This is a genomic window from Marinomonas ushuaiensis DSM 15871 (assembly GCF_000521805.1).
Lineage (GTDB): Bacteria > Pseudomonadota > Gammaproteobacteria > Pseudomonadales > Marinomonadaceae > Marinomonas > Marinomonas ushuaiensis.
In genome coordinates this window covers 1-22,720 of the sequence record NZ_JAMB01000008.1, presented here as the reverse complement: position 1 = coordinate 22,720, position 22,720 = coordinate 1, and the positions used below count along the sequence as shown (strand labels likewise).

Here is a 22,720-nt window from a genome sequence, read left to right as displayed (position 1 = left end):
GCACAATGCAAATAGAAACCCCTACCATTTTAAAGAATATCGTTGCTCGTAAATACGAAGAAATTAACGAGCGTAAATCTCATACTCCGTATGGAAATTTAGAAGTCGCGGCATCCGTTGCTAATGTTCATAACGCACCTCGTGGTTTTGCTAATGCATTAAAGCATCAAATTGCAATTGGTAAAGCGGGTGTCATTGCAGAGATTAAAAAAGCGTCTCCAAGCAAAGGTGTTTTGCGTGAAAATTTTGTTCCTGGTGATATAGCCCGATCCTATGAAAAGGGCGGTGCGGCATGTTTGTCTGTTTTAACAGATCATGATTTTTTCCAAGGTCATGAAGATTTTTTGGTAGAAGCGCGAGCGGCGTGTGCATTGCCTGTTATTCGTAAGGATTTTATTGTTGATGAATATCAGGTGTTGGAAGCAAGAGCCATTGGTGCTGATTGTATTTTATTAATTGCAGCCTGTTTGAGTGGTGAGAAACTTCGTCAGCTTGATAATATGGCACGTGATCTTGGTATGGATGTTTTGGTTGAAGTCCATAATCGTCCGGAGCTTGAACTTGCATTGGAATACACAGAAACAGAATTGTTTGGCATCAATAACCGTGACTTACATACTTTTGAATTGAGTCTAGATCACACATTCGAACTGATGGACAGTGTGCCTTCTGATCGCCTTATCGTAACGGAGAGTGGGATTCATACTCGTGACGATGTGGCCTTGATGCGTGAAAAAAATATTAATGCCTTTTTGGTCGGTGAAACCTTTATGCGCGCTGACAATCCAGGTGAAAAATTAGCTGAGCTGTTTCAGTCTTAATAAGTCATATTAAGATCTAGTAGAGACAGCTTTAGACACAACAGAATAATGTAGGATTGAATAATGAAAACGAATGTAAGTTGGCAAGAAGATGTGCATTTCACTGCAGAGACAGGCTCTGGCTTTAAAGTGGAAATTGACGGTAATCAAGTGGCAGGCCCAAGACCAATGGAGTTGTTGCTTGCCGGGTTAGGCGGGTGTACTTCTTATGATGTGGTTGGCATTCTTAAGAAATCTCGCCAAGACGTTGTAACTTGCGTGGCTCAAATTGAGGCTGATAGAGCGGATGTGGTTCCGGCTGTTTTTACAGAGATCCGAGTTCACTTTGTGGTAACTGGCCGTAAGCTGAAGGAAAGTGTTGTTGCTCGTGCTGTAAAGTTATCTGCTGAAGAATACTGTTCTGCTTCGTTAATGTTAGAACGAGGCGGTGTTAAAATCGTCCATAGCTTTGAAATAATTGAAGCGGAATGAGCGGTTTGAAATAGAGTGGTAAGGATTTTAAAAAAGGCCTTAGTTTTCATTAAGGCCTTTTTATTGAATATCGCTACTTGCTTGGCACTTGTTGAGTGATACAGTGAATGTTTCCACCACCTAATAAGATGTTGCGTGTTTGAATGCCAATGATTTGATGATTAGGGAAAGCTTCTTGTAGCAATGTCTTGACATGCTCGTCGTGTTTTTCATCAAGCATGGGGACAATGACGGCTTGGTTGCTAATCAAAAAATTTGCATAAGATCCAGCAAGGCGCTCACCGGCATGACGTACCATAAAGTTACTGTCTGTTAAGTTTTGAGTTTCTTCTTCAGAAACAAACAAAGGACCTGGCATGGGTAATTTGATGATTTTTAGGGTTCTGTCTTTGGCATCTTTCGCTTTACTCAATATATTATAAGCTTCTTGACTGATAGCATATTGAGGATCGTTTTGATCTTCGCAGTACGTGAGAGCAACAACACCTGGTCGAACTACATGCATGATATTATCTACATGGCCATTGGTTTCATCGTTGAACAGGCCTCGTTTGAGCCAGATAATGGTTTCAACGTTGAGATGGTTTTTTAGCAAGTTTTCTATTTCGGTTTTACTTAGGCCTGGATTTCGGCTTGGGTGAAGTAGGCATTCTTCAGTTGTATATAACGTACCTTCACCATCTACATGAATAGATCCGCCTTCTAGAATAAAAGGAGCTTTGTAAACATCATCGCCTGTGACTTCGGCCATTTTTTCAGCGACAGCATTGTCTTGTTCCCAGTTGTCGTAGAGACCGTCTAATTTACCTCCCCATGCATTAAACTGCCAACTATTCACCCGGCGTGCGCCTTGGTCATTCACTACATAAGTACCTCCGATATCACGCATCCAGCTGTCATCAGAAGGTATTTCAAGCACTTTAATATGTTCAGGAATAGCTTGGCGAGCTTGCAGGAAATGATCAGAACCAACAACAAAGGTAACGGGGGTGAATTGTGCAATAGCTGATGCTACAGCGATAAATTCATTCTGTGCTGGAATGCCTTTCTTACGCCAATTGTCTTCACGTACTGGCCATGCCATCCACACTTGTTCTTGTGGTTCGTGTTCTCCGGGCATGCGAAAACCATCTGCTTTTGGGGTGGAGTTCAATATTTTGGCCACTTTTTATATCCTGTTTATTCTTTATCTAAATTGGGTGTGGTTTTGTCTATTTTATAGCTGAAAAGAAGGTGCCGTATAGATTTATATTTTAGTATGAAGAAAGAGGGTGAAATGCGTTTAATGTGTTCTATTAATAATGGTGTCCCCACCAGGACTCGAACCTGGAATAGCCGCTTAGGAGGCGGCAGGTATATCCTGTTTACCTATGGGGACATTGTAACTTGTAGGCGGTTATTTTATACGTTAGTGATTTAGGAATGCAATATGGGCAGAAGATATCATGTTGATTTCCATCGTATTTTAAGCTCGACCTAAGGTTTGTTTGCTGCTTATTGGGCGTGTAGAGCCTCTGGAAGTGTAAACTTTATTTTTACTGCTGTGGCCTTGAAGAAGCTCAAAAAGATATTTGTTACGTTTTTGTAGGGTGTTCAGGACTTGAGCGTTTGTATTGTTTTGCGTTTTGCATTTTTTAAGCAGGGCTTCACATTCTTGCATGAGCAGACGTACTTCATCCATAGAGCTGTCTTGAAGGTTTAGCCAGTCTTTGAAATCTTGCTCTGTGGGTTTTTTTCGATCTAGAACATCAAACTTAATGAGCACGTTGACTCTTTTTTCATTAAGTTGATTCATTTCATCAAGAAGGGTTTGTTTCTGTTCTGATAAAGAAATAATTACTTCGCTGTCTGATCCTCCATATGCCAAGCGTTCTTCGTCAAGAAGCAAAGAGAGCTTTTGTAGCGTCTCTTTGCTTTTGATAAAAATCGGGGCAATAGGGATCATAGGGCAAGCCATTTAAAGACTGCGTTAGTGCAGTCTAGAATAACGAGTCCATAGAAGCCATGTTATGCGCTAGCTTCTGTGTATCTATTTTATAATCGCCTGCTGCAATAGCGGCTTTTATTTGCTCAACTTTATCCATATCAACATTTGGTAAGTCGTTGATTTTAGAGTGTTGGTTTTGCAGCGTTTGGGCTGTTCCGCTTAGTTGTACAGTGTCTTCAGCTAATACGCCGCCACTCTGTACTGTATTTTGCTTTTCTGTTGCATTGCCTGCTACATCATCTTTATGCGAACGTTCGCTTTTGTTGATGCTGCCTTGGTTTGATAGACCTGTAAAATTTATTGCCATTGGGTTTTTCCGCCCTTTTATGATTTGCCTGTCTATATTGTCGGCTGGGTCTACATAAACTTTAGTAAAAAGCTGCAGAAAAGAACAATTAATAAGTTGCCGATTAGTTTATGCCTAGTAGTTTACAAGAACCTCACTGTTAGATACAACTTTGGCGTATATAATTCGTTCGGAACTGGTGTTTTGTACACGGATTTGTTGTCCTTTCGCGCCATTCTCTAAAGCAACGCCATTCATCCTAACTGTAATACTTTCACTACTTGCCGTTATTAATACCAGATCACCTTTTTTCACAAGAGTTGGTTGGTTGGTTAAGCTCTCAGTAATAAAGGTATTTATACGTAAATTACGAGACGCAATAAGGCCATAAGGTGGATTTTTCTGAGTGAAAACTTGTCCTCTTAGGGTAGATAGGTCGACTTCACCTACGTCAGTGTTCGACCTGCTAATGACTTGTCCACGATTGATTGGATTAATCGTTTTTATTGCTGGAATCATAATCGATTGGGTAATAGGTATATAGGATTTCCAGGTAGGAGAATCACAACTGATCTCATAATTCGTGCGTTTAGTGGCATCAGGCCTTTGGTTGATGATGCGAATGATTTCGTGCTCACAATCGGGAAGATAGTTTAATGCAGCGAGATTATTAGTTGTAATGTTAATGATTGCATCTGTATATATTTCAGAGAGACGAGGAATCTCTACACTATTTATATAAGTATTGATTTGTTCTTCAACTGAGGCGGCAAATGTTGAACCAGATTGGAAACAAAAGAAGGCTATTATTAGCCTTATGATTCGCATGATTAGCTCTCTTTGTTTATTATTACGTTATTAATATGATAGAAGACAGTTAGTATTATATTTTAAATCACTTTATCATTGGATGGTGTATTTTAACAATTCTGAGGGCCACTCAGGTTGATGTTTACACATTTTGGAGGCGTTTATGGCTGGAGTTTTAGATACTGTTAACCAACGTACACAGCTGGTGGGAGAAAATCGACTTGAGCTGTTGTTGTTCCGTTTAAATGGTAAGCACCTTTATGGCATTAACGTCTTTAAAGTTAAAGAAATTCTTCAGTGTCCTAAATTGACAAGTATGCCATACAGCTCACCTGTTGTTAGAGGTGTTGCTCATATTCGCGGTGGTACGATTCCTATTTTAGATTTGGGTTTGGCAACAGGCTCAAGCCCAATGGAAAATATTGATCAGTGCTTTGTTATTATTACTGAATACAATCGACGCATACAAGGATTCTTGGTTCGTGGTGTTGAACGTATCGTTAATATGAATTGGAGTGATATTCAGCCGCCACCAAAAGGCTTATCAAATGACAATTATCTGACTGCTGTTTGTCAGGTAGAAAAAGAGATGGTTGAAATTCTTGATGTTGAACAAATTCTTTCTGAAGTGGCTCCTACTCGCCAAGATATTTCTGAAGGTATTGTCAATGATGGTGTTCAAGAAAATGCTAAAAAACACCATATATTAATTGTTGATGACTCGTCTGTTGCTCGTAAGCAAATAAAACGCTGCATGGAACAGGTTGGGTTCGAAACGACGGTGTTATGCGATGGGCGTGAAGCATTGAACTATCTAGAAGGTATCGTTGCCGAGGGTAAGGATATTACTGAAGTGTTTTCCATGGTCATTTCTGATATCGAAATGCCGGAAATGGATGGTTATACTTTGACTACAGCAATTCGTAACGATAGTCGTTTGCAGGATTTATTCATTCTTCTGCATACGTCATTGAGTGGTGTATTTAATGAATCTATGGTTAAAAAAGTGGGCGCGGATGGCTTCTTGGCCAAGTTCCAGCCAGATGAATTGGCTCGATTAGCTATAGAAGCAGTACAGGTTCAATCAGAATGATATTTCATTCTGATTCCTGTTGTTTATGGAGTTTCAATGCTCAATAGTACGAATGCAATTACACCTAACGGTTACATCCGGTTTAGAGATTATCTACAGAAAGTATGTGGAATATCGCTTAGTGATAATAAGCAGTACCTGGTTGCTAGCCGTTTAGGGAGAATGTTAGAAAGAGAAGGTTTTTCTAAGATTGAGCAGTTAGTTGATGCTTTAGATAGGCCAGGAAGTTCTAAATTAAAAGAAGAAGTTATTAACGCAATGACGACCAACGAAACGCTTTGGTTTCGAGATATACATCCTTTTACTATTTTAAAGGATAAGGTGTTGCCTGAAATGAAGACTTCTCCTTTGAGAATTTGGTCAGCAGCCTCTTCAACAGGTCAAGAGCCTTATTCAATTAGTATGGTTATTGAGGAGTTTAAGTCTTCTCGACCTGGTGTGTTAAAAGCTGGTGAAAAAATCATAGCGACTGATATTTGTACGAATATACTTCAGCATGCTAAGCGGGGCGAATATGATAGTTTAGCTATTGCACGAGGTCTTGGCCCTGATTTGCAGCGTCGTTATTTTGATAAGGTTAATGATCTTACTTGGAAAATAAAGCCGCATTTAAGTTCTCGGGTTGAGTTTAAATACCTCAATCTTATTGACTCATTTTCAATGCTTGGTAAATTTGATGTGATTTTTTGCCGTAATGTATTGATCTATTTTGCCGTTGATTTAAAGCTCGATATTTTAAAAAGAATGCATGCATCCTTGAAGCCTGGTGGCTATTTGTTTCTTGGTGGTTCTGAGGCGCTAAGCGGTCTTTCTTCTTATTTTGAAATTGTTCAATGCCACCCTGGAATTGTCTATAAGGCTAAGGTTCTGTAAAAAGTTGTATTAGCCGTTTTGACGCTTTTTAGCAATTAAATACACTGTTAATAATAAAATATAAAGCCTACCTATTTTTTATGGGTGGGCTTTTTTGTTTTTGTTGTCCCGTCCTGTGTCCCATCCTGAAATAGGTTTGCCGCTTTTTGCCGTTTCCTTCTTAGATGTTTTTAAGTCTATGAAAAATATGAGATTTTTATTTTGGCATCATAATTGCTTTATACGAGTTACATTAAGTAATGATATTTTTCATCGAGGGTTGAATGGCTATTTCTTTTGCAAGTGCATTTGCAGGACACGATAAGACGCTAGAGTTTAGAAGCGCCAGAGCTGCCGTACTTGCGAATAATATTGCCAATGCGGATACGCCAAACTTCAAAGCAAGGGACATTACGTTTGACTCTCTTCTTAGCAATGAAAGTAGCAAATTGCAGCTTGCGGGGAGTAATGCTCGCCATATGTCTGCTGAAGGTTCTTTGTCTGAATCGGATGGTGGTCTTCTGTTTCGTAATGCGAGCCAACCAGCATTAGATGGAAACAACGTAGATATGCAAAGAGAGCAGGCAGAATACGCGCAAAACTCATTGCAGTTTGATACGAGTTTTATGTTTTTAGATAGAAAAATCAGCGGCATGCGAAAAGCACTTACAGGAAATTAATAATGTCTTTAAGTAATATTTTCACCATCTCCGGATCTGCAATGAGCGCTCAAACAGTACGTTTGAATACAGTCGCAAGTAACATGGCAAACGTAGACAGTGCCGCAAGCTCAGCAGATCAAACTTATCGTGCACGTAAGCCTATTTTTTCTCAAATGATGAATGATAGCATGCGAGATTATGGTTGGAGTAATGCTGGCGCAGATAACAGTGGTGCTGGTGTTGGTGTGAAAATAGATGGCATTGTTGAGTCAGACGCACCGTTGCAGCCTCGTTACGAGCCAGACCATCCAATGGCTAATGATGAAGGGTACGTATTTTACCCGAATGTAAATCCAATAGAAGAAATGGCGGATATGATGTCGGCCTCTCGATCTTTTCAAACGAATGTAGAAATTATGAACTCGGCAAAAAGTATGATGCAGAAAATGCTCACACTTGGGCAGTCGTAGGAGCTGACAGATGGCAAATATATCTGATACTAAAGGTCTTGGTAATCTGATATCTCAATACGGAACAGATTCGGCGAAGGCAAAAGCTGGCATTGAAAAGCCAGAAGTCTCTACAGAGGATACGGGGGCTTTAGCGGATCAAAATGTGTTTTTGAAGTTGTATATTGAACAGCTTAAAGGGCAGGATCCAACGTCACCGCAAGATGCGAATGACATGGTTGCACAAATGTCTCAGTTTAGCTCCCTAGAGCGATTGACTGGCATTTCAGATCAGCTAGAAATTATGGCGACATCCTTGACGTCTAATCAAGCATTGAGTGCTTCTACCCTAGTTGGCAAGTCTATTTTACTGGATGGTAATAAAGCCAAGATCACAGAAAATTCAGATGATATTCAAGTAAAAACAGTTATTCCTGATGGTTCTCAGACGGCGACCTTGAAAATATACGATGCTGATAATCGTCTTGTTCGTAGCTCAGTTCTTAATTCTGGTGATTATAAATGGGATAAGTTAGATGATGACGGAAAAGTCTTGCCGCCTGGCGAATACCGCTTTGTCGCTTCATCAGCAGATGCCGAAGGTGAAATATCTGCTATGACAACACAGCTTCCTACCCGTATTCAGGGTGTCACTATCAATGGTGAAAATGGAACTATGTTGAATGTGGAAAATCACGGCAAAATCAAACTTACAAACGAATTAGAAATTTTAGGGTAATTGGGAGAGCATTATGGGATTTAATACTGCGTTATCTGGCATTAAGGCTTCTGCCGATTATTTGAGTGTTACAGGTAATAATATTGCCAACGCTGATACAACAGGCTTTAAAAAGTCGCGTATTGAATTTGATGATCTCTACAATACCAGTGTTTTGGGTGCTGGCAGTGGTAACAGTATTGGTTCTGGTGTGAGCGTAAGTAAGGTTTCTCAAGAATTCTCATCTGGAAACTTATCTTATACAGATAACAATTTAGATATCGCCGTTGATGGTCAGGGATTCTTTGTCTTAGATGCTGGTGTTGCTCAGTCTTATACTCGAGCGGGTAATTTTAAGCTGGATGAAAATGGTTATTTGGTGACAAATACAGGCAGTCATGTTCAAGGTTTTAATGCTGTAGATGGTGTAGTTGGTGGTAATTTGGATGACCTTTCTATTCCGACTGATCGAATTCCGCCAGAAGCTACGACAGAAATGGAATTAAAAGTAAATTTAAACTCTAAGAGTGAAGATATTCCAGCTTTCATTAAAGCAGATTTTGATCCGTTAGACCCTGATACCTATAATTACACGCAGACTCAAGGTCTTGTAGATGGTAATGGTAATAACCATATCGTTACGTATTACTATGCTAAAAGCGAGTTGCCAAACACCTACAAAGTGCATGCAACCGTTGATGGTAATATGACGGATGATACAGGTGCAGCCTTTTTAGGTGAGACTTATGCCACTTTTAACTCTGCAGAGGGTGGAACAGACTTTAATGGTGATGGCAATGAAGAGAGGGCGTTTGAGCTTCTTTATATTGGCGATAAAGAGCCTACCTCTGCTGATATTGAAGCAGCAACAAAAAATCCTTTAGCCATTGCTGGAACCTTGGGTGGCGTAGCTATTGCTTCGACACTTGAAGCTGATAGCATTCGAAATTCAAAACAGGTTGCGCGTGAGGTGTTTGATGCGCTGGAGCCTGATACTTACAACTATGGCAATACAAGAACGGTTTATGACAGCCTTGGTGAGTCGCATACTTTGGGCTATTACTTCATCAAGCAAGGTGAGGAGAACACTTATGAGTTGCGTGTCACTATGGATGGTGAAGAAACTTTCACTGATCCTCTGACGGGAGAAGATACTCGTTTCTTAGAGAAGAATACGTCTGTTTCTTTTGATGCGGCAGGTAATCTATTGGGAGCGTATCGTGGTATTCCACCGTTTGGTATTCCTCAGCCTATCTCATTAGAAATTGTAGGAGTGGATCCAACGAATCGAGGTAGTATCACGCCTTTGGATTTGGCTGGCTCAACACAGTATGCCTTGGAAAATACAGACAATTTTGAGCAAGATGGTTATTCAGCGGGTGAATTACAAGGGGTGTCATTTGACGCTGATGGTTTCTTGGTTGCCAATTACACGAATCAACAAACGGCAATTCTTGGCCAAATAGCGTTGGCAACATTTGACAGTAATGACGGTCTTATGCCGTCAGGGCATACATCTTGGCTGGCAAGTAAAGGTTCTGGTCCTGCTGATGTTGGTCGCCCGAATAGTGGAACATTAGGTAAGATTCAAGGAGGAGCATTAGAAGAGTCTAATGTTGATTTAACGTCTGAACTCGTTGCGCTTATTGAGGCACAGCGAAATTATCAAGCAAACAGTAAAACATTAGAAACAGAAAATACTGTGACACAGACGATAATTAACCTCCGTTAATTTTCTGGAGAGAGAAGATTTTACGCCAGAACAGCTTTGCTGTTCTGGTTTTTTTTTGTCTTTTTTTATACTTTTCTAAGTTGGTACGGTTTTTGATAGTAGTTATCTAAGCAATATGAATTTTCTTAGGAGTCTCGTAGTGGATAAGGCCTTATATCTAGCAATGAGTGGTGGTGTACAAACCATGAATGCTCAAACAATACATGCTAATAATCTAGCCAATGTAAATACAACGGGCTTCCGTTCTGATTTTGAACAAGCTCGTTCTATGCAAGTATACGGCGATTATCATCCTAGCCGGGTGTATGCAATGACTGAGAATCCGGCGACACGATATACGGAAGGGAGTTTGATAGAAACTGGTCGAAATCTAGATGTTGCAGTGGCTGGTAAAGGCTTTATTACTGTCTACGATGAAAGCGGCCAAGAAGCTTACACTCGTGCGGGAGATCTACAAATTAATGCTGCAGGGCAGTTGGTAACCGGACGAGGTTTGCCAGTTGCAGGTGTTGATGGACCTATTTTTCTACCTCCTATTGATAGTATCAATATTACAGCTGACGGTTCTATTTCTGTTGTTCCTCAAGGTGGCGCTGGTAATGAGGTGGCGGTTTTAAACCAAATTAAATTGGTGAACCCTGATGCTCAAAATTTACGAAAAGAAGAAGATGGCCTAATTCATTCGCGTGATGGTCAAGCGTTCGAAATAGACCCTAATGTTCAGTTGGCTTCTGGTTTCGTTGAGAGTAGCAATGTGAACGCGGTTGAAGAAATGACTCATATTATGAACCTGTCTCGACGCTTCGAAATGAATGTGAAGATGATGGATACGATACGAAATAATGCCGACGCTTCTGCTCGAATATTACAGCGTAACGCTTAAAGACAATCGATTAGTAAAGAATAACGGAATTTAAAAGAGGCTTTTATGAATTCAGCATTATGGGTAAGTAAGACTGGCTTAAGTGCAATGGACAAACAGTTAAACGTGGTTGCCAATAACTTGGCTAACGTTTCAACAACCGCGTTTAAGAAGGACCGAGCGGTCTTTGAAGATCTAATGTACAAAACAGTTCGAGCTCCGGGTGGTTTAAGTGCCCAGAATGCTGAATTGCCGTCTGGGTTGCAGCTAGGTACTGGTGTTAAAGTTGGTGCGACTCAAAAAGATTTTACAAATGGCGATTATAACATGACGGATAGGCAGCTTGATGTGGCTATTCAAGGTAAGGGGTTCTTACAGGTTTTGCAGCCGGATGGCACAATTGGTTATACCCGTGACGGTAGTCTTCAATTAAATAGCCAAGGGCAGATTTCAACGTCTGGTGGTTTGGTTGTAGAACCTGGTATTCAAATAGATCCAGGCGCCATTGAAATTATGATTGCTGAAGATGGTGTTGTTTCTGTTCGAATGTCCGGTGAAGCGGATGCTCAAGAGGTTGGTGCTATTAATATTGCGGGTTTCATAAATCCAACGGGGTTAGGCGCGGCAGGACAAAATGTCTTCACAGAAACAAATGCAAGTGGGCCACCACTTGTGGGTGTTCCAGGTACAGATTCTTTGGGCACTCTTGCTCAAGGTATGTTGGAAGCATCAAACGTGAACTCAATTGAAGAACTCGTTAATATGATTACAACGCAAAGAGCCTATGAGATGAACTCTAAAGTCATCTCTGCTGCAGATGGTATGATGAGCTTCGCAATACAGCAATTATAGTAACGTGTGGAATATGATGAAAATTAAATTTGCGCTCTTAGCATTATTAAGTATTTCTTTGACGGGTTGCCTGACTTGGGATATAGACCAGCAAGCAGTTGCTAACGCGGCTGCAGCAGGGGCGGCAGGCGCTGTTACTGATGCTGTGATTGATGCGGTAACAGAAGATGGCGAGGATGCTGATGAAGAAGCAGAGTCTGAATCTAATGGAGAGCGCAAAGGCTTTGTTCCAGATGCGAATGACCCATTAAATGGGCCTCAAATTAGCCAGTCGATACGATCAGATGATCCTTATTACACACCAGTCTATCCAAATGGAATAAATCCTTCTCAAGCACCTACTGGTGGCATTTATCAAGTCGGTATGGGAGATGTGTTTTTTGGTGATCAAAAAGCGAGTAAAGTTGGCGATATATTGACTATTAATTTGAACGAGACGACGACATCTACAAAAGCCAATGCAGCAACTGTTTCTAAATCTTCTTCAGCGACGATTGAAAACCCAACTGTGCTAGGAACTGAATTGAACGTAGACACAATTGTTCCGCAGCAGGGAACAGATTTTTCTGGTAATGCATCGGCGAATCAAAATAACAGTTTAAATGGTACTATCTCAGTAACAGTTTTTAAGGCGTACCCTAATGGTCTCTTGGCAGTACGTGGAGAGAAATGGCTACGCTTAAATCAAGGTGATGAATATATACGTTTTTCAGGCATTGTTCGTAAGCAAGATATTTCTCCAGATAATACCGTTGAATCAGAACGTGTGGCGGATGCAAGAATTACTTATTCTGGTACAGGTGATGTTGCAGCAGGAAGTGAGCAAGGTTGGGTAAGTCGATTACTAAACTCCAGCGATATGCCTTATTAATTTTATATAACAGACGAGAGATTTTGAATGCTCTCATAGGTGATGCAATGAAACACATAGCACTAATAGCTTTATATTTCCTATCTTTCTCTGTACAGGCTGAACGTCTGAAGGATATTGCTAGTGTTCAAGGTGTTCGAGAAAACCAATTGTTTGGCTACGGTTTGGTCATTGGTCTAAATGGAACGGGTGACAGTACGGCTTTCACGAATCAAAGTTTTGCTAGCATGTTGTCTCGTTTTGGCGTGACATTGCCAGAAGGCGTGAATGCCACATCCAAAAACGTTGCGGCGGTTTCATTGACTGCAACTCTGCCGGCGTTTTCCAAGCCGGGGCAAAAAATTGATGTAACGGCATCATCTATTGGTAATGCGAGCGCATTGCGTGGCGGAACCTTACTACTGTCTACCTTAAAAGGTGCGGATGGCGCGGTTTACGCCATTGCTCAAGGTAATTTGGTTGTTGGTGGTTTAGGGGCTAATGGCACTGACGGCTCTAGAACGTCTGTTAATGTCCCTACGGTTGGTCGTATTCCGAATGGAGCAAGTGTCGAACGTATTGTTGCTAATAGTTTCAATACGGGTGACTCACTTACCTTTAACCTTAATCGTCCTGATTTCACAACGGCAAAACAGGTTTCTGATAAAATCAATAATCTTTTAGGGCCTGGAGTAGCGACAACATTAGATGCCACGTCAATACGCGTTTCTGCGCCAAGAGATCCAAGTCAACGCGTAACATTCCTATCCATTTTAGAAAATCTTGACGTTGAAGTCGCAGAAGAGCGAGCACGTATTGTTGTGAACTCTCGTACTGGAACCATTATTATTGGACAGCATGTTACCGTTTCGCCGGCGGCGATTACGCATGGCAGTCTTACTGTGACTATTAAAGATGTTCCTCCTGTAGTTGGTCAAGATGGCACAATAACAGGCGGTGAAACCATTATCTCGCCTCGTGAGGGTATTGAAATCGGAAATAATAGCGGGCACATGTTTGTGTTTGACCCGGGTGCTTCATTGAACGATATTGTTCGAGCGGTTAATCAGGTTGGCGCTGCGCCCGGTGATGTTATGGCCATTCTGGAAGGCTTAAAGCAGGCTGGTGCCATTAATGCTGATCTAGTCGTGATATAGGTTTATATATGAATTCAGTTCCATCAAATCAGACTTTTTTCGCCGATTTTTCTTCATTATCAGATTTGAAGACAAAGGCGCAAAAAGACCCAGATGCTGCTTTAAAAGATGTTGCCCAGCAATTCGAGTCTATCTTCATCAATATGATGCTCAAGAATATGCGCAGTACCAATGAGACGATTGGTGCTGGTCTTTTTTCTAGTGCTCAAACCAAGCAATATCAAGAGATGATGGATTCGCAAATGTCACAAAGCATGGCGAACTCTGGTGGTATTGGATTGTCTGAAGCGCTTATTCGCCAATATCAAACGCAGCAAAGCCAAGTAAGTTCACCTGAAGCAAAAGAGCGAGGGGATACGGATTTCCTTAATCAAGTGGCAAAACAAGACCTAGTCAGAATTCAAGCGCTTGCTCAGCGGGCTTCTGTTGAGTTTATTCAGGCAGCTCAACAAGAAGCGGCTCAACAAACCACTCAAAATACTTCAGAAACTGGTGGGATTTCAGTGCCATCGGCCTTGTCAGTAGTATTTGAGTCACCAGATGAATTTGTAGAAAGCCTTTGGCCACATGCTCAGCAAGCTGCCGAGAAACTAGGTGTTAACCCTAAAGCGATATTGGCTCAAGCCGCTCTTGAAACGGGTTGGGGGAAATACCCTATTGCCAAAGAAGATGGTGCCGCTAGCTTTAATTTGTTCGGAATTAAAGCTGATAATCGTTGGACAGGTGATAGGGCGGTTGTGAATACACTGGAGTTTCGAGATGGTGTCGCAAAGCGTGAAAAAGCCGCGTTTCGTGCTTACGATTCGTTCGGTCAGAGCTTCAATGATTACGCCAATTTTTTAAGTTCTAGCGAGCGGTATAAAGATGCCTTGAAGTCTGGAGATGACGCATCAATGTTTGCCGCTTCCCTTCAAAAAGGTGGCTATGCTACCGACCCTAAGTACTCAGAAAAAATCGATAGCATCCTCTCAAGCCAGTGGTTCCAAGGCCTTTAATAAAAAAATGATTAAACCTCAGTGTTGGTAAAGTTCTTGCATATATGGCTTTATGGCGTCAAAAACTATCGAAGTTATTTCTTGAACAACGTGCTAGAGGTGTGAGCTATGAGCTCAAATTTATATACAATTGGTTTGACTGGTTTACAGTCTAGTAATGCCCGTATTAATACGACAGGGCAGAATACGACCAATGTCGACACCGAAGGTTATAGCCGCCAAAGAACAGAAACAACCAGTTCACCAGCTGGTGGTGTCGTTCTACGTGATACATCACGACTTGTAGATCATTTCGTTAGTTCTCAAGTTAGAACTGACGCCGCTAATTTTGCTTACTATGACACTTATAACTCCATGATGAGTGTTGCTGATAATCTGCTTGCTGAAGACAGTGTTTCTTTAACCGCTTATATAAATGAAGCGTTTGGTGCTCTTCAGGCGGCAAATAATGACCCTACTTCTTCTTCATTACGAGACCTTGCCCATTCCAGCCTTAACGTTTTGGTCGATCAATATAAGACTCTTTCTGATGTTGTAACGCGTCAAGAGCGTCTAGCCAGTGAGCAATTGTCAGTTTCTTTGACCGACTTGAATTCAATCACGACCAAAATATCTAAATTGAATGGCAATATTTTGAGAGAAGAGGGCTTATCTATTTCTCCTGCCAATGAATTAAGAGATCAGCAAGAGCTTTTAGCTAAAGACCTTTCTAAATACTTAGACATCAAGGCAGAGTTTACTGAAAAAGGGTTGATGACTATTCATTTACGAAATGGCCAGCCATTGGTCATGGATCAAAACCCAACAGAGCTAAAAATGTTGGCTGATCCATTAGATCCGAATAAAATCAAATTGATGGTGGATTTTGGTGACCACAATGTGGCTTTGAAAATGGATGGTCTTGGCGGAAGTATTGGTGGTTTAGTCGATTTTCGTTCTCAGTTCAGTGCTTATGCTGATCGTACGTTAGGCCAGCATGCGATTTCTATTGCTGATGCAATGAACGTCCAAAATGCCAAAGGTGTTGATGGTAATGGTGACTTTGGCGGTGACTTGTTTACTTTAGGTAAAATAGATATTTTTACCACGAGAGATAACCTTCATAAATTACCTGATATTTCTGTGCGAGTTTCTGCTGGTGACGCAAATGACATTACCAAAGATACCTATGAACTTGCTAAGACAGATGGCGATCGATTTGCCATCACCAAATACGATATCAATGGAAAGGCATCAGGTCAGCAACATATTTTTGACTTCTCTACGTTAACACCAAGCAGTGAGGGGTATTATTCCATTGAAGGTTTGGGTATCGATCTTCGATTAAAAGATCCAGGTGATATTGATGAAGGTGATGTTTTTCGTTTTGCACCAACACAGCGAGCTGCAACTAATTTGGAATTGAATGCGAAGAATGGTCAAGCTTTAGCATTTAGTGCCCCTGTTGGAGTGAGTACGAATTCTGACAATTTATCGGATGCAAAAATTTCTTTGACCTCAATAACAAATACCGACCCTAAATCGTCCGCTTTTACCGCCGATGCTAAGCTTTATCCAAGCGCTCCACATAAGATTTATTTTACGTCTCCAAGTTCGTATGTGATTCAGGATGCATCAGGTACTGAAATAGCTAATGTTACCAACGTACAGCAATATAGTAATTTGCTTGAACAAGCTGGTTTGGCGCAGGAAGCGGGTTTTGATGTATCTGTTTCTTCTAAACCACAGCGAGGAGATGAATTCTCCATGAGTATTGATCAAGTTGGACCTGCGGATAACTTTAATGGTATTGCGTTAGTGGATTTGCAGAATCAATCTTTGGTTGCAGGTGAAGCAAGTTTGTCTAAATCATTTGCTGGCTTTATTTCTTATGTCGGTAGTAAAACATCCGAAATTGCAGGTCATGCGGAATCAAGTGAAGTGATTTTTAATGATAGTATGGCCAGACGAGATAGATTGTCAGCCGTCAGTTTAGATGAAGAAGCAGTCAACCTATTGAAGTATCAACAGTCTTATTCTGCTTCCGCTCAAGTTGTAACAGCGGCTCGAACTACATTTGAGACATTGCTTGGGATTATGAGGTAAGTTTATGCGAGTAACCAATAACTTAATTTATGGGCAATCTAGCCGAGCTATTAGCCAAGCGAATGAAAAAATACTCAATGCTCAAGAAAAAATTTCATCACAAACTGACATTGTAAAACCAAGTGACAACCCGGTTGGCGCGAGTCAGGTCTTAATGTATCAAGGCAATACGCATCAGTTAAAGTTATTTGATGAATCCATCAAAATGGCGGTAGGAAACTTAGAGTATCAAGAAGTTGCTTTAGACAGTATTAATGGCTTTATGGATGACGTGCGTACGTTATTTATCCAAGCACAAAATGATATCAATACTCAAGAAGACATTAATGCCATTGTTCAAGAAATTGAACTGATTACAGAGTCTATGGCTGAGTTGATGAATACAAGAAGTGCTGATGGAAGCTATGTCTTCTCTGGTACAGATACGCAAGGACCTCCATTTGCTATAAGCAGTCAAGGTCGTTATGAATGGGTTGGTAATGAAGGGCAAAAATACGCTCAGATCTCGGAAGATATGCGCATACCTGTAACGGACTCAGGTAAAAAATTGTTCCAAGATATTTGGACGAATCGTTCGTTTTCATCTGATTTGTTAGCCGGTGATGTAACACTTACTGCCAAGGTAAAAAATCAAGGCGATTTTGATCAATTTATGGAAGATAATTACGACCCTGAAAACCCATCAGAGAATAATTATCTTCTAACTACTTTCCCTATTAATATTGATCTTGAAAGTGTAGAAGGATTTATTTCTGACTCAAGTTTTACCAATTCGAATGACAAAGCAGATCAAGATAGACGCAGGGCGTTCGATGGTGAACCCGGTACATACAGTATAACGAATAGCGCTGGTGAAGTGGTTTCTTCTGGAGACTATACAGCAGGGAAACCGATTTCTCTTGGTGGTATGTCATTCCTTGTGAGAGGTGAGCCAGGTGCGGTGGTTGATATTTCTTTGGATAAACCAAGACGTGACAATGTATTAAATGAGATCAATGATACACTGGCGATTCTTGGCGACCGAGACTCAACTCATGAAGAGCGTGAGCAGTCATTTTTTGATGCAACAACTAGTATCAATAATGCTCAGCAAATGATTCGAGAAGGGCGCTCGTCTGTTGGTGCAAGATTGAATATTCTTCAAGATAGAGAAGACTTTAGTTCAGCAAATCAATTATCGAATGCTGTTGCTCAAGATCGAATAGGCGGTTTAGATGTCGCCGCAGCTGCAACAGAATTGGCTATGAAAGAAGCTGCGCTTAGTGCTTCGCAGAAAGTATTTTCACGTATTAGTAATTTATCTTTGTTTAATCAGATGTAAGTTCTGGGGTATAGAATAAAAATGTCGGCGTTTAAAATTGAATCTTGTTTTGGGGCTGATATTAATGTTGGGTATTTCGATATGGATGAAATACTTAGTATCTTAGAACTGAAAAGTAGCGTGTTAGGTAGCAAACGCGTTAAGAGCCTCATAACTATGCATGGTCGCAAAGACCGTATTGTCGGTGTAGCTATGAGGCAAGTAGCATTTGATATATTGCGGCCCACGTTAGAATCACCATTCCTTCCTTATGATCCTTATTTTTCAAACGATGAAAAACTATTAAGTTCTAGTAGAGAGCGACTTTATGATGCACAAGAAAGGTTTCTTATCTTATGTATCTCCATGGCTCACGGTCGATCAGTTAGAAGTCTAAGAAAACTTTATCCAGACCTTAATACGAAAGAGTTACGTAGTAAGCATGGTAGAAAACAAAATTTGTTTCGTTATTTTAGAGAAGAATTAAACGAATACACAAGAGAGTACATACTTACTTATAAAGGCCGCATGAAAAAATTAAACGAGGTGGGGCTTAATAAGGAAAATGATAAAAAACATGAAGAAAGTGTTGAATCACCAGTTGAGACCGCAAAACCTGTCGTTACGAAAAAGCCACCTCTAGAAAACAAACTTATCCCAACTTCTTTTGATGATGAAGTGTCTACAGCACTTAAAATTTTTAAAGATGGTCACTTATTATTGTCAGCGCAAATTGAGCGATTTAAACGTGGAGAGCAATTAGAAATCACTGAGCTTATGCGGTTCTGTCGTCGCTTGATTGAATCTCACACACGTAATAATTTCTCATTAATGGCTATCCGTCATATAAAAGATCCCTCTTCCTATTTAGAGCAACATGCTATGGGGATGGCCGTTCTTGCTATTCATTTTGCGAAAGCAATGAAATTGGCTAATGCTTATGTGGAGGTGATTTCTCTTGGAGCCTTATTGTTTGACTTAGGTCGATTCCGTTTACCAATGGCTATGGTGACGAAAACAACAAAAATGACAGAGGGTGAGTTTGATTTATTTCGTAAGCATATACAGTTCGGTGAACAAATCTTACAAAAGAGTGAGAATATTCCAAAAGCTGTATATCAAATGTTATTGGATCATCATGAAAAAATAGACGGTTCAGGTTACCCATCTGGAAAACAAGGATCGGAAATATCCGTCTATGGAAAAATGGCTGCGATTATTGATGCTTATGATGCGATAACTTCTGAACAGCCGCATAAGCATTCTATGGGACCGATCAAGGCGTGCCAGAAAATGCAGAAAGAATCAGGTCTGGCGTTTGATAGCGAATTACTGGTTGTATTCTTGAAGCACATTGGTAGTGTGCCTGTTGGTTCTTGTGTGTTGTTATCTAATGGGCGTGTAGGTTTTGTCCTCACGTTAAATAAGTTGTTTCAGCCTTCTTTAGTTCGACAGGTATACAGTTTTACCAATAAGGCTTTTATAGAAACTTCTGATATCGAATTGAATAAATCAGCTAATCTACGAAGTGAAGTGGTCATTGAAAAGGAAGTTGACCCTCAAGCTTTAGGTTTGCAGTTTATTAATCATATATCATGACTTGTAATTGGCTTTCCTTTAGCATCGACTCTTTAGTCCCCATTCTTTAGTCCCCATTCTTTAGTACCCATTCTTTAATTTATATTTTTAGTACGAAAGTCGAACATTTTTATGACCTTTTTTACGCCGTTTTTTTCAAAACTTTAGAGTTCAATACGATTTAATTTAATTTATTTGAAAATATGTATTTTTATGACTTTTTTCACATTTTTTTGCCTTTATTTTTAAAGTTATTAGTACTCAGTTCGATAACTTTGAGTACCGCTTATTTTGAGTTTATAAAAAATAAAATGCTTAAAAAAAGTTAAAAAAAAGTTAAAGGAAATCGTCAAGGTGTCGATAACTTTAATAAGAGACAAAAGCCAAATATTCAATTAAATCAAAAGGTTGTCTCGTTTTAAAAATATTCTTAGGAGAGAAAAAATGGCTTTATATGTAAATACTAATGTGTCCTCGCTGAATGCTCAGCGTATGTTAGATAGCTCTAGTCGAGAGCTAGATACGTCGTTCCAACGCTTATCATCTGGACGTCGAATTAACAGTGCAGCGGATGATGCTGCAGGCCTTCAAATTTCTGATCGTTTGACCTCTCAGATTAATGGTTTGAACCAGTCTGTACGAAATGCAAACGATGGTATCTCGCTAGCGCAAACTGCAGAGGGAGCCTTGGACGAAACAACAAGCATGTTGCAACGTATGCGTACCTTATCTATTCAGGCAGCAAACGGATCAAACTCAGATAAAGACCGTGTGGCTCTACAACAAGAGATGTCGCAACTGTCTAAAGAGATAAACCGAATTGCAGATACAACTACATTTGGTGGTACAAATTTACTAGACGGTACTTATCAAGGTATTTTCCAAGTTGGTGCCGATGCAAACCAAACAATCAGCTTTACTATGGAGTTTGGTGGTGCAAATAATTCTGTTGATTATCAAACAAATAATGGTTTTACCATGTCAGGCCTTTCGAATCAGGCCTCTTCTCAAGTAAGTGAAACAAGTGCATCAGTTTCAACCGTAGTTAATGCACAGAGTATGATTGCGATTGTTGATTCCATGATTTCTGCAGTTGATTTTAAGCGGGCAGAGCTTGGTGCAATACAGAACCGTTTCAGCTCAACTATCACCAACTTGAGCAATATATCTGAAAACGTATCAGCTGCTCGTGCTCGAGTGCGTGATGCCGATTTTGCTGCAGAAACGGCAAATCTAACCAGTACGCAAATTTTGCAACAGGCGAGTAGTACTATTCTTGCTCAGGCGAATCAGCGTCCTCAAACTGCTCTATCTCTATTGGGTAATTAATTCAAAAAAGATGATGTGAAGTGGCACTAGAATGTTACTCATGCAAAAGGTTCGAGTGTTTCTCGGAATATAGGCTACTTCTCTCTCCTAGAGGTGCCTCTTAAGCCGGGTGGATTTTTTCACCCGGCATTTTTTTACCTAAATTATGGCTTGAACTCTATTTTTTAGCTGATTTTTGGGTATTTGGAGATAGTTGAGGCTTATGTCATAGGCGGTTATAGAGAATTAGGTCTGTATGAATAACGGAATTCCTATTTCCAACCGGCTTTGAGATGAGCTTCTATTGATGAATTCATAGTTCAGATATTGTGAATTTTATGATTTCTGGAAAGAAGAGAGACCTTTGTTTCTTTTTACTTGGTGTAGAGCGTTATACGCGTTTTTTAGAAATGATTTTTGGGGCTAATCGATTTTTTATGAGGGGTAATAGTGATGGTTTTTGTTTCGTTAAGTGTATCCCTCTATATCGATGGCTCTATGTTCATTAAGAGATATGTTTTAGGTGAAACGCCAGTAGGGTGAAAGCAATAGTCTATTTTTTTATGAATATTTGGATCGAAAATATAGGCATCATTTTGTCTTTTTTATGACAAAGGCTTTGTGTCCATCAATGGATAGCTTACGCCATGATTTTGGTTTTATTAGGTTTCATATTTTATGGCTATGGCGAAATGATCGTGAAAAGTATATGGCGAAAATGCTATGGCGAATGTTGGTACCGACAGTTTTATGGCGGGCTTTGGTGTCATTTTTTCGATGGGGAATCGCATGAATAGCGGGTTGCTTCATGGCACCTTTTTGTCGATGTGCTTTTCTGAAAGCAAGGGCTGTATTTGATAAATATTCGGTTATGAGTGTTGGCATCATTTTGTCTTTTTTATGACAAAGGCTTTGTGTCCATCAATGGATAGTTTACGCCATGACTTTGGTTTTATTAGATTTCATATTTTATGGCTATGGCGAAATGATCATGAAAAGTATATGGCGGAAATACTATGGTGAATGTTTGTACCGACAATTTTATGGCGGGCTTTGGTGTCATTTTTTTGATGGGAGATCGCATGAATAGCGGATTGCTTCATGGCACCTGCTTGTCGATGTGTTTTTCCGGAAGCAAGGGCTGTATTTGATAAATATTTGGTTATGAGTGTTGGCATCATTTTGTCTTTTGTATGACAAAGGCTTTGTGACCATCAATGGATAGTTTACGCCATGATTTTGGTTTTATTAGGTTTCATATTTTATGGCTATGGCGAAATGATCATGAAAAGTATATGGCGAAAATACTATGGCGAATGTTTGTACCGGCAATTTTATGGCGGGCTTTGGTGTCATTTTTTCGATGGGAGATCGCATGAATAGCGGATTGCTTCATGGAACCTGTTTGTCGATGTGTTTTTCCGGAAGCAAGGGCTGTATTTGATAAATATTTGGTTATGAGTGTTGGCATCATTTTGTCTTTTTTATGACAAAGGCTTTGTGACCATCAATGGATAGTTTACGCCATGATTTTGGTTTTATTAGGTTTCATATTTTATGGCTATGGCGAAATGATCATGAAAAGTATATGGCGAAAATACTATGGCGAATGTTTGTACCGGCAATTTTATGGCGGGCTTTGGTGTCATTTTTTCGATGGGAGATCGCATGAATAGCGGATTGCTTCATGGAACCTGTTTGTCGATGTGTTTTTCCGGAAGCAAGGGCTGTATTTGATAAATATTTGGTTATGAGTGTTGGCATCATTTTGTCTTTTTTATGACAAAGGCTTTGTGACCATCAATGGGTGGTTTACACCATGATTTTGGTTTTATTAGATTTCATATTTTAT

General features: G+C 40.1%; 22 protein-coding genes and 1 tRNA gene. 18 read left to right on the top strand and 5 right to left on the bottom strand.

Features of this window, described 5'->3' with window-relative positions; translation table 11 throughout:
• Positions 1–5: 5 nt before the first annotated feature.
• Both trpC and MUS1_RS09875 read left to right on the top strand, forming a co-directional pair.
• A complete protein-coding gene (gene trpC, locus MUS1_RS09880) occupies positions 6–821 on the top strand; it encodes an indole-3-glycerol phosphate synthase TrpC (RefSeq protein WP_036162066.1) in 816 nt (271 codons plus the stop codon).
• 63 nt (positions 822–884) lie between these two features.
• A complete protein-coding gene (locus tag MUS1_RS09875; protein ID WP_036162063.1) occupies positions 885–1,292 on the top strand; it encodes an OsmC family protein in 408 nt (135 codons plus the stop codon).
• Positions 1,293–1,365: 73 nt separating this feature from the next.
• Here MUS1_RS09875 and aguA read toward each other — a convergent pair whose 3' ends face one another.
• The 5 genes from aguA to flgA all read right to left on the bottom strand — a co-directional run bounded on the left by aguA (position 1,366) and on the right by flgA (position 4,393).
• Positions 1,366–2,457 carry an agmatine deiminase gene (aguA, locus tag MUS1_RS09870; protein WP_036162061.1) on the bottom strand — a complete coding sequence of 364 codons (1,092 nt, stop codon included), beginning with the start codon at positions 2,455–2,457 and terminating at the stop codon, positions 1,366–1,368.
• 137 nt (positions 2,458–2,594) lie between these two features.
• Positions 2,595–2,670: transfer RNA gene (locus tag MUS1_RS09865), tRNA-Arg, on the bottom strand.
• 87 nt (positions 2,671–2,757) lie between these two features.
• Complete coding sequence (locus MUS1_RS09860) at positions 2,758–3,237, bottom strand: flagella synthesis protein FlgN (protein ID WP_036162059.1); 480 nt, start codon at positions 3,235–3,237, stop codon at positions 2,758–2,760.
• 34 nt (positions 3,238–3,271) lie between these two features.
• Positions 3,272–3,586 (bottom strand): flagellar biosynthesis anti-sigma factor FlgM, encoded by a 315-nt coding sequence (gene flgM, locus MUS1_RS09855; RefSeq protein WP_036162058.1) that lies wholly within the window; start codon positions 3,584–3,586, stop codon positions 3,272–3,274.
• A gap of 114 nt (positions 3,587–3,700) precedes the next feature.
• On the bottom strand, positions 3,701–4,393 hold the full coding sequence (flgA, locus tag MUS1_RS09850; RefSeq protein WP_036162056.1) for a flagellar basal body P-ring formation chaperone FlgA: 693 nt from the start codon (positions 4,391–4,393) through the stop codon (positions 3,701–3,703).
• A 145-nt stretch (positions 4,394–4,538) separates the two neighbouring features.
• Between flgA and MUS1_RS09845 the strand changes: the two genes are divergently transcribed.
• The 16 genes from MUS1_RS09845 (at position 4,539) to MUS1_RS16335 (ending at position 21,726) form a co-directional block, all read left to right on the top strand.
• Positions 4,539–5,468 carry a chemotaxis protein CheV gene (locus MUS1_RS09845; protein WP_036162055.1) on the top strand — a complete coding sequence of 310 codons (930 nt, stop codon included), beginning with the start codon at positions 4,539–4,541 and terminating at the stop codon, positions 5,466–5,468.
• Between the two features lie 36 nt (positions 5,469–5,504).
• A complete protein-coding gene (locus MUS1_RS09840; RefSeq protein ID WP_036162053.1) occupies positions 5,505–6,341 on the top strand; it encodes a CheR family methyltransferase in 837 nt (278 codons plus the stop codon).
• A 263-nt stretch (positions 6,342–6,604) separates the two neighbouring features.
• Positions 6,605–7,000, top strand: coding sequence for a flagellar basal body rod protein FlgB (gene flgB, locus MUS1_RS09835; protein ID WP_036162051.1), 396 nt, complete (start codon positions 6,605–6,607; stop codon positions 6,998–7,000).
• 2 nt (positions 7,001–7,002) lie between these two features.
• Complete coding sequence (gene flgC / locus MUS1_RS09830; RefSeq protein ID WP_036162050.1) at positions 7,003–7,452, top strand: flagellar basal body rod protein FlgC; 450 nt, start codon at positions 7,003–7,005, stop codon at positions 7,450–7,452.
• 10 nt (positions 7,453–7,462) lie between these two features.
• Entirely contained in the window at positions 7,463–8,170 is a 708-nt protein-coding gene (locus MUS1_RS09825; protein WP_036162049.1) for a flagellar hook assembly protein FlgD, read from the top strand.
• A 13-nt stretch (positions 8,171–8,183) separates the two neighbouring features.
• Positions 8,184–9,881 (top strand): flagellar hook-basal body complex protein, encoded by a 1,698-nt coding sequence (locus MUS1_RS09820; RefSeq protein ID WP_036162047.1) that lies wholly within the window; start codon positions 8,184–8,186, stop codon positions 9,879–9,881.
• 139 nt (positions 9,882–10,020) lie between these two features.
• Positions 10,021–10,764: a flagellar basal-body rod protein FlgF gene (flgF, locus tag MUS1_RS09815; RefSeq protein WP_036162044.1), complete on the top strand. Its 744-nt coding sequence runs from the start codon at positions 10,021–10,023 to the stop codon at positions 10,762–10,764.
• 45 nt (positions 10,765–10,809) lie between these two features.
• Positions 10,810–11,595: a flagellar basal-body rod protein FlgG gene (gene flgG / locus MUS1_RS09810; RefSeq protein ID WP_036162042.1), complete on the top strand. Its 786-nt coding sequence runs from the start codon at positions 10,810–10,812 to the stop codon at positions 11,593–11,595.
• A gap of 13 nt (positions 11,596–11,608) precedes the next feature.
• Positions 11,609–12,466 carry a flagellar basal body L-ring protein FlgH gene (locus tag MUS1_RS09805; protein ID WP_036162040.1) on the top strand — a complete coding sequence of 286 codons (858 nt, stop codon included), beginning with the start codon at positions 11,609–11,611 and terminating at the stop codon, positions 12,464–12,466.
• 47 nt (positions 12,467–12,513) lie between these two features.
• Positions 12,514–13,602: a flagellar basal body P-ring protein FlgI gene (locus tag MUS1_RS09800; protein ID WP_036162038.1), complete on the top strand. Its 1,089-nt coding sequence runs from the start codon at positions 12,514–12,516 to the stop codon at positions 13,600–13,602.
• Between the two features lie 8 nt (positions 13,603–13,610).
• Positions 13,611–14,597: a flagellar assembly peptidoglycan hydrolase FlgJ gene (flgJ, locus tag MUS1_RS09795; RefSeq protein ID WP_036162037.1), complete on the top strand. Its 987-nt coding sequence runs from the start codon at positions 13,611–13,613 to the stop codon at positions 14,595–14,597.
• 108 nt (positions 14,598–14,705) lie between these two features.
• Positions 14,706–16,682 (top strand): flagellar hook-associated protein FlgK, encoded by a 1,977-nt coding sequence (gene flgK / locus MUS1_RS09790; RefSeq protein ID WP_036162034.1) that lies wholly within the window; start codon positions 14,706–14,708, stop codon positions 16,680–16,682.
• A gap of 4 nt (positions 16,683–16,686) precedes the next feature.
• Positions 16,687–18,003 (top strand): flagellar hook-associated protein FlgL, encoded by a 1,317-nt coding sequence (flgL, locus tag MUS1_RS09785; protein WP_036162033.1) that lies wholly within the window; start codon positions 16,687–16,689, stop codon positions 18,001–18,003.
• Between the two features lie 21 nt (positions 18,004–18,024).
• Positions 18,025–19,581: an HD-GYP domain-containing protein gene (locus MUS1_RS09780; RefSeq protein ID WP_036162030.1), complete on the top strand. Its 1,557-nt coding sequence runs from the start codon at positions 18,025–18,027 to the stop codon at positions 19,579–19,581.
• A gap of 423 nt (positions 19,582–20,004) precedes the next feature.
• A complete protein-coding gene (locus MUS1_RS09775) occupies positions 20,005–20,889 on the top strand; it encodes a flagellin N-terminal helical domain-containing protein (RefSeq protein ID WP_036162028.1) in 885 nt (294 codons plus the stop codon).
• 702 nt (positions 20,890–21,591) lie between these two features.
• Positions 21,592–21,726: a hypothetical protein gene (locus tag MUS1_RS16335; protein ID WP_281171195.1), complete on the top strand. Its 135-nt coding sequence runs from the start codon at positions 21,592–21,594 to the stop codon at positions 21,724–21,726.
• Positions 21,727–22,720: the final 994 nt, after the last annotated feature.

Bases quoted from the DNA above. Each gene is read 5' to 3' on its own strand.
- flgA (WP_036162056.1), bottom strand. From the start codon at position 4,393: ATGCGAATCATAAGGCTAATAATAGCCTTCTTTTGTTTCCAATCTGGT.
- flgJ (WP_036162037.1), top strand. From the start codon at position 13,611: ATGAATTCAGTTCCATCAAATCAGACTTTTTTCGCCGATTTTTCTTCA.
- MUS1_RS09845 (WP_036162055.1), top strand. From the start codon at position 4,539: ATGGCTGGAGTTTTAGATACTGTTAACCAACGTACACAGCTGGTGGGA.
- MUS1_RS16335 (WP_281171195.1), top strand. From the start codon at position 21,592: ATGGCGAATGTTGGTACCGACAGTTTTATGGCGGGCTTTGGTGTCATT.
- flgG (WP_036162042.1), top strand. From the start codon at position 10,810: ATGAATTCAGCATTATGGGTAAGTAAGACTGGCTTAAGTGCAATGGAC.
- MUS1_RS09800 (WP_036162038.1), top strand. From the start codon at position 12,514: ATGAAACACATAGCACTAATAGCTTTATATTTCCTATCTTTCTCTGTA.
- MUS1_RS09875 (WP_036162063.1), top strand. From the start codon at position 885: ATGAAAACGAATGTAAGTTGGCAAGAAGATGTGCATTTCACTGCAGAG.
- MUS1_RS09860 (WP_036162059.1), bottom strand. From the start codon at position 3,237: ATGATCCCTATTGCCCCGATTTTTATCAAAAGCAAAGAGACGCTACAA.
- MUS1_RS09780 (WP_036162030.1), top strand. From the start codon at position 18,025: ATGTCGGCGTTTAAAATTGAATCTTGTTTTGGGGCTGATATTAATGTT.
- MUS1_RS09820 (WP_036162047.1), top strand. From the start codon at position 8,184: ATGGGATTTAATACTGCGTTATCTGGCATTAAGGCTTCTGCCGATTAT.
- flgM (WP_036162058.1), bottom strand. From the start codon at position 3,586: ATGGCAATAAATTTTACAGGTCTATCAAACCAAGGCAGCATCAACAAA.
- flgB (WP_036162051.1), top strand. From the start codon at position 6,605: ATGGCTATTTCTTTTGCAAGTGCATTTGCAGGACACGATAAGACGCTA.
- trpC (WP_036162066.1), top strand. From the start codon at position 6: ATGCAAATAGAAACCCCTACCATTTTAAAGAATATCGTTGCTCGTAAA.
- MUS1_RS09840 (WP_036162053.1), top strand. From the start codon at position 5,505: ATGCTCAATAGTACGAATGCAATTACACCTAACGGTTACATCCGGTTT.
- flgC (WP_036162050.1), top strand. From the start codon at position 7,003: ATGTCTTTAAGTAATATTTTCACCATCTCCGGATCTGCAATGAGCGCT.
- MUS1_RS09805 (WP_036162040.1), top strand. From the start codon at position 11,609: ATGATGAAAATTAAATTTGCGCTCTTAGCATTATTAAGTATTTCTTTG.
- MUS1_RS09825 (WP_036162049.1), top strand. From the start codon at position 7,463: ATGGCAAATATATCTGATACTAAAGGTCTTGGTAATCTGATATCTCAA.
- flgL (WP_036162033.1), top strand. From the start codon at position 16,687: ATGCGAGTAACCAATAACTTAATTTATGGGCAATCTAGCCGAGCTATT.
- MUS1_RS09775 (WP_036162028.1), top strand. From the start codon at position 20,005: ATGGCTTTATATGTAAATACTAATGTGTCCTCGCTGAATGCTCAGCGT.
- flgK (WP_036162034.1), top strand. From the start codon at position 14,706: ATGAGCTCAAATTTATATACAATTGGTTTGACTGGTTTACAGTCTAGT.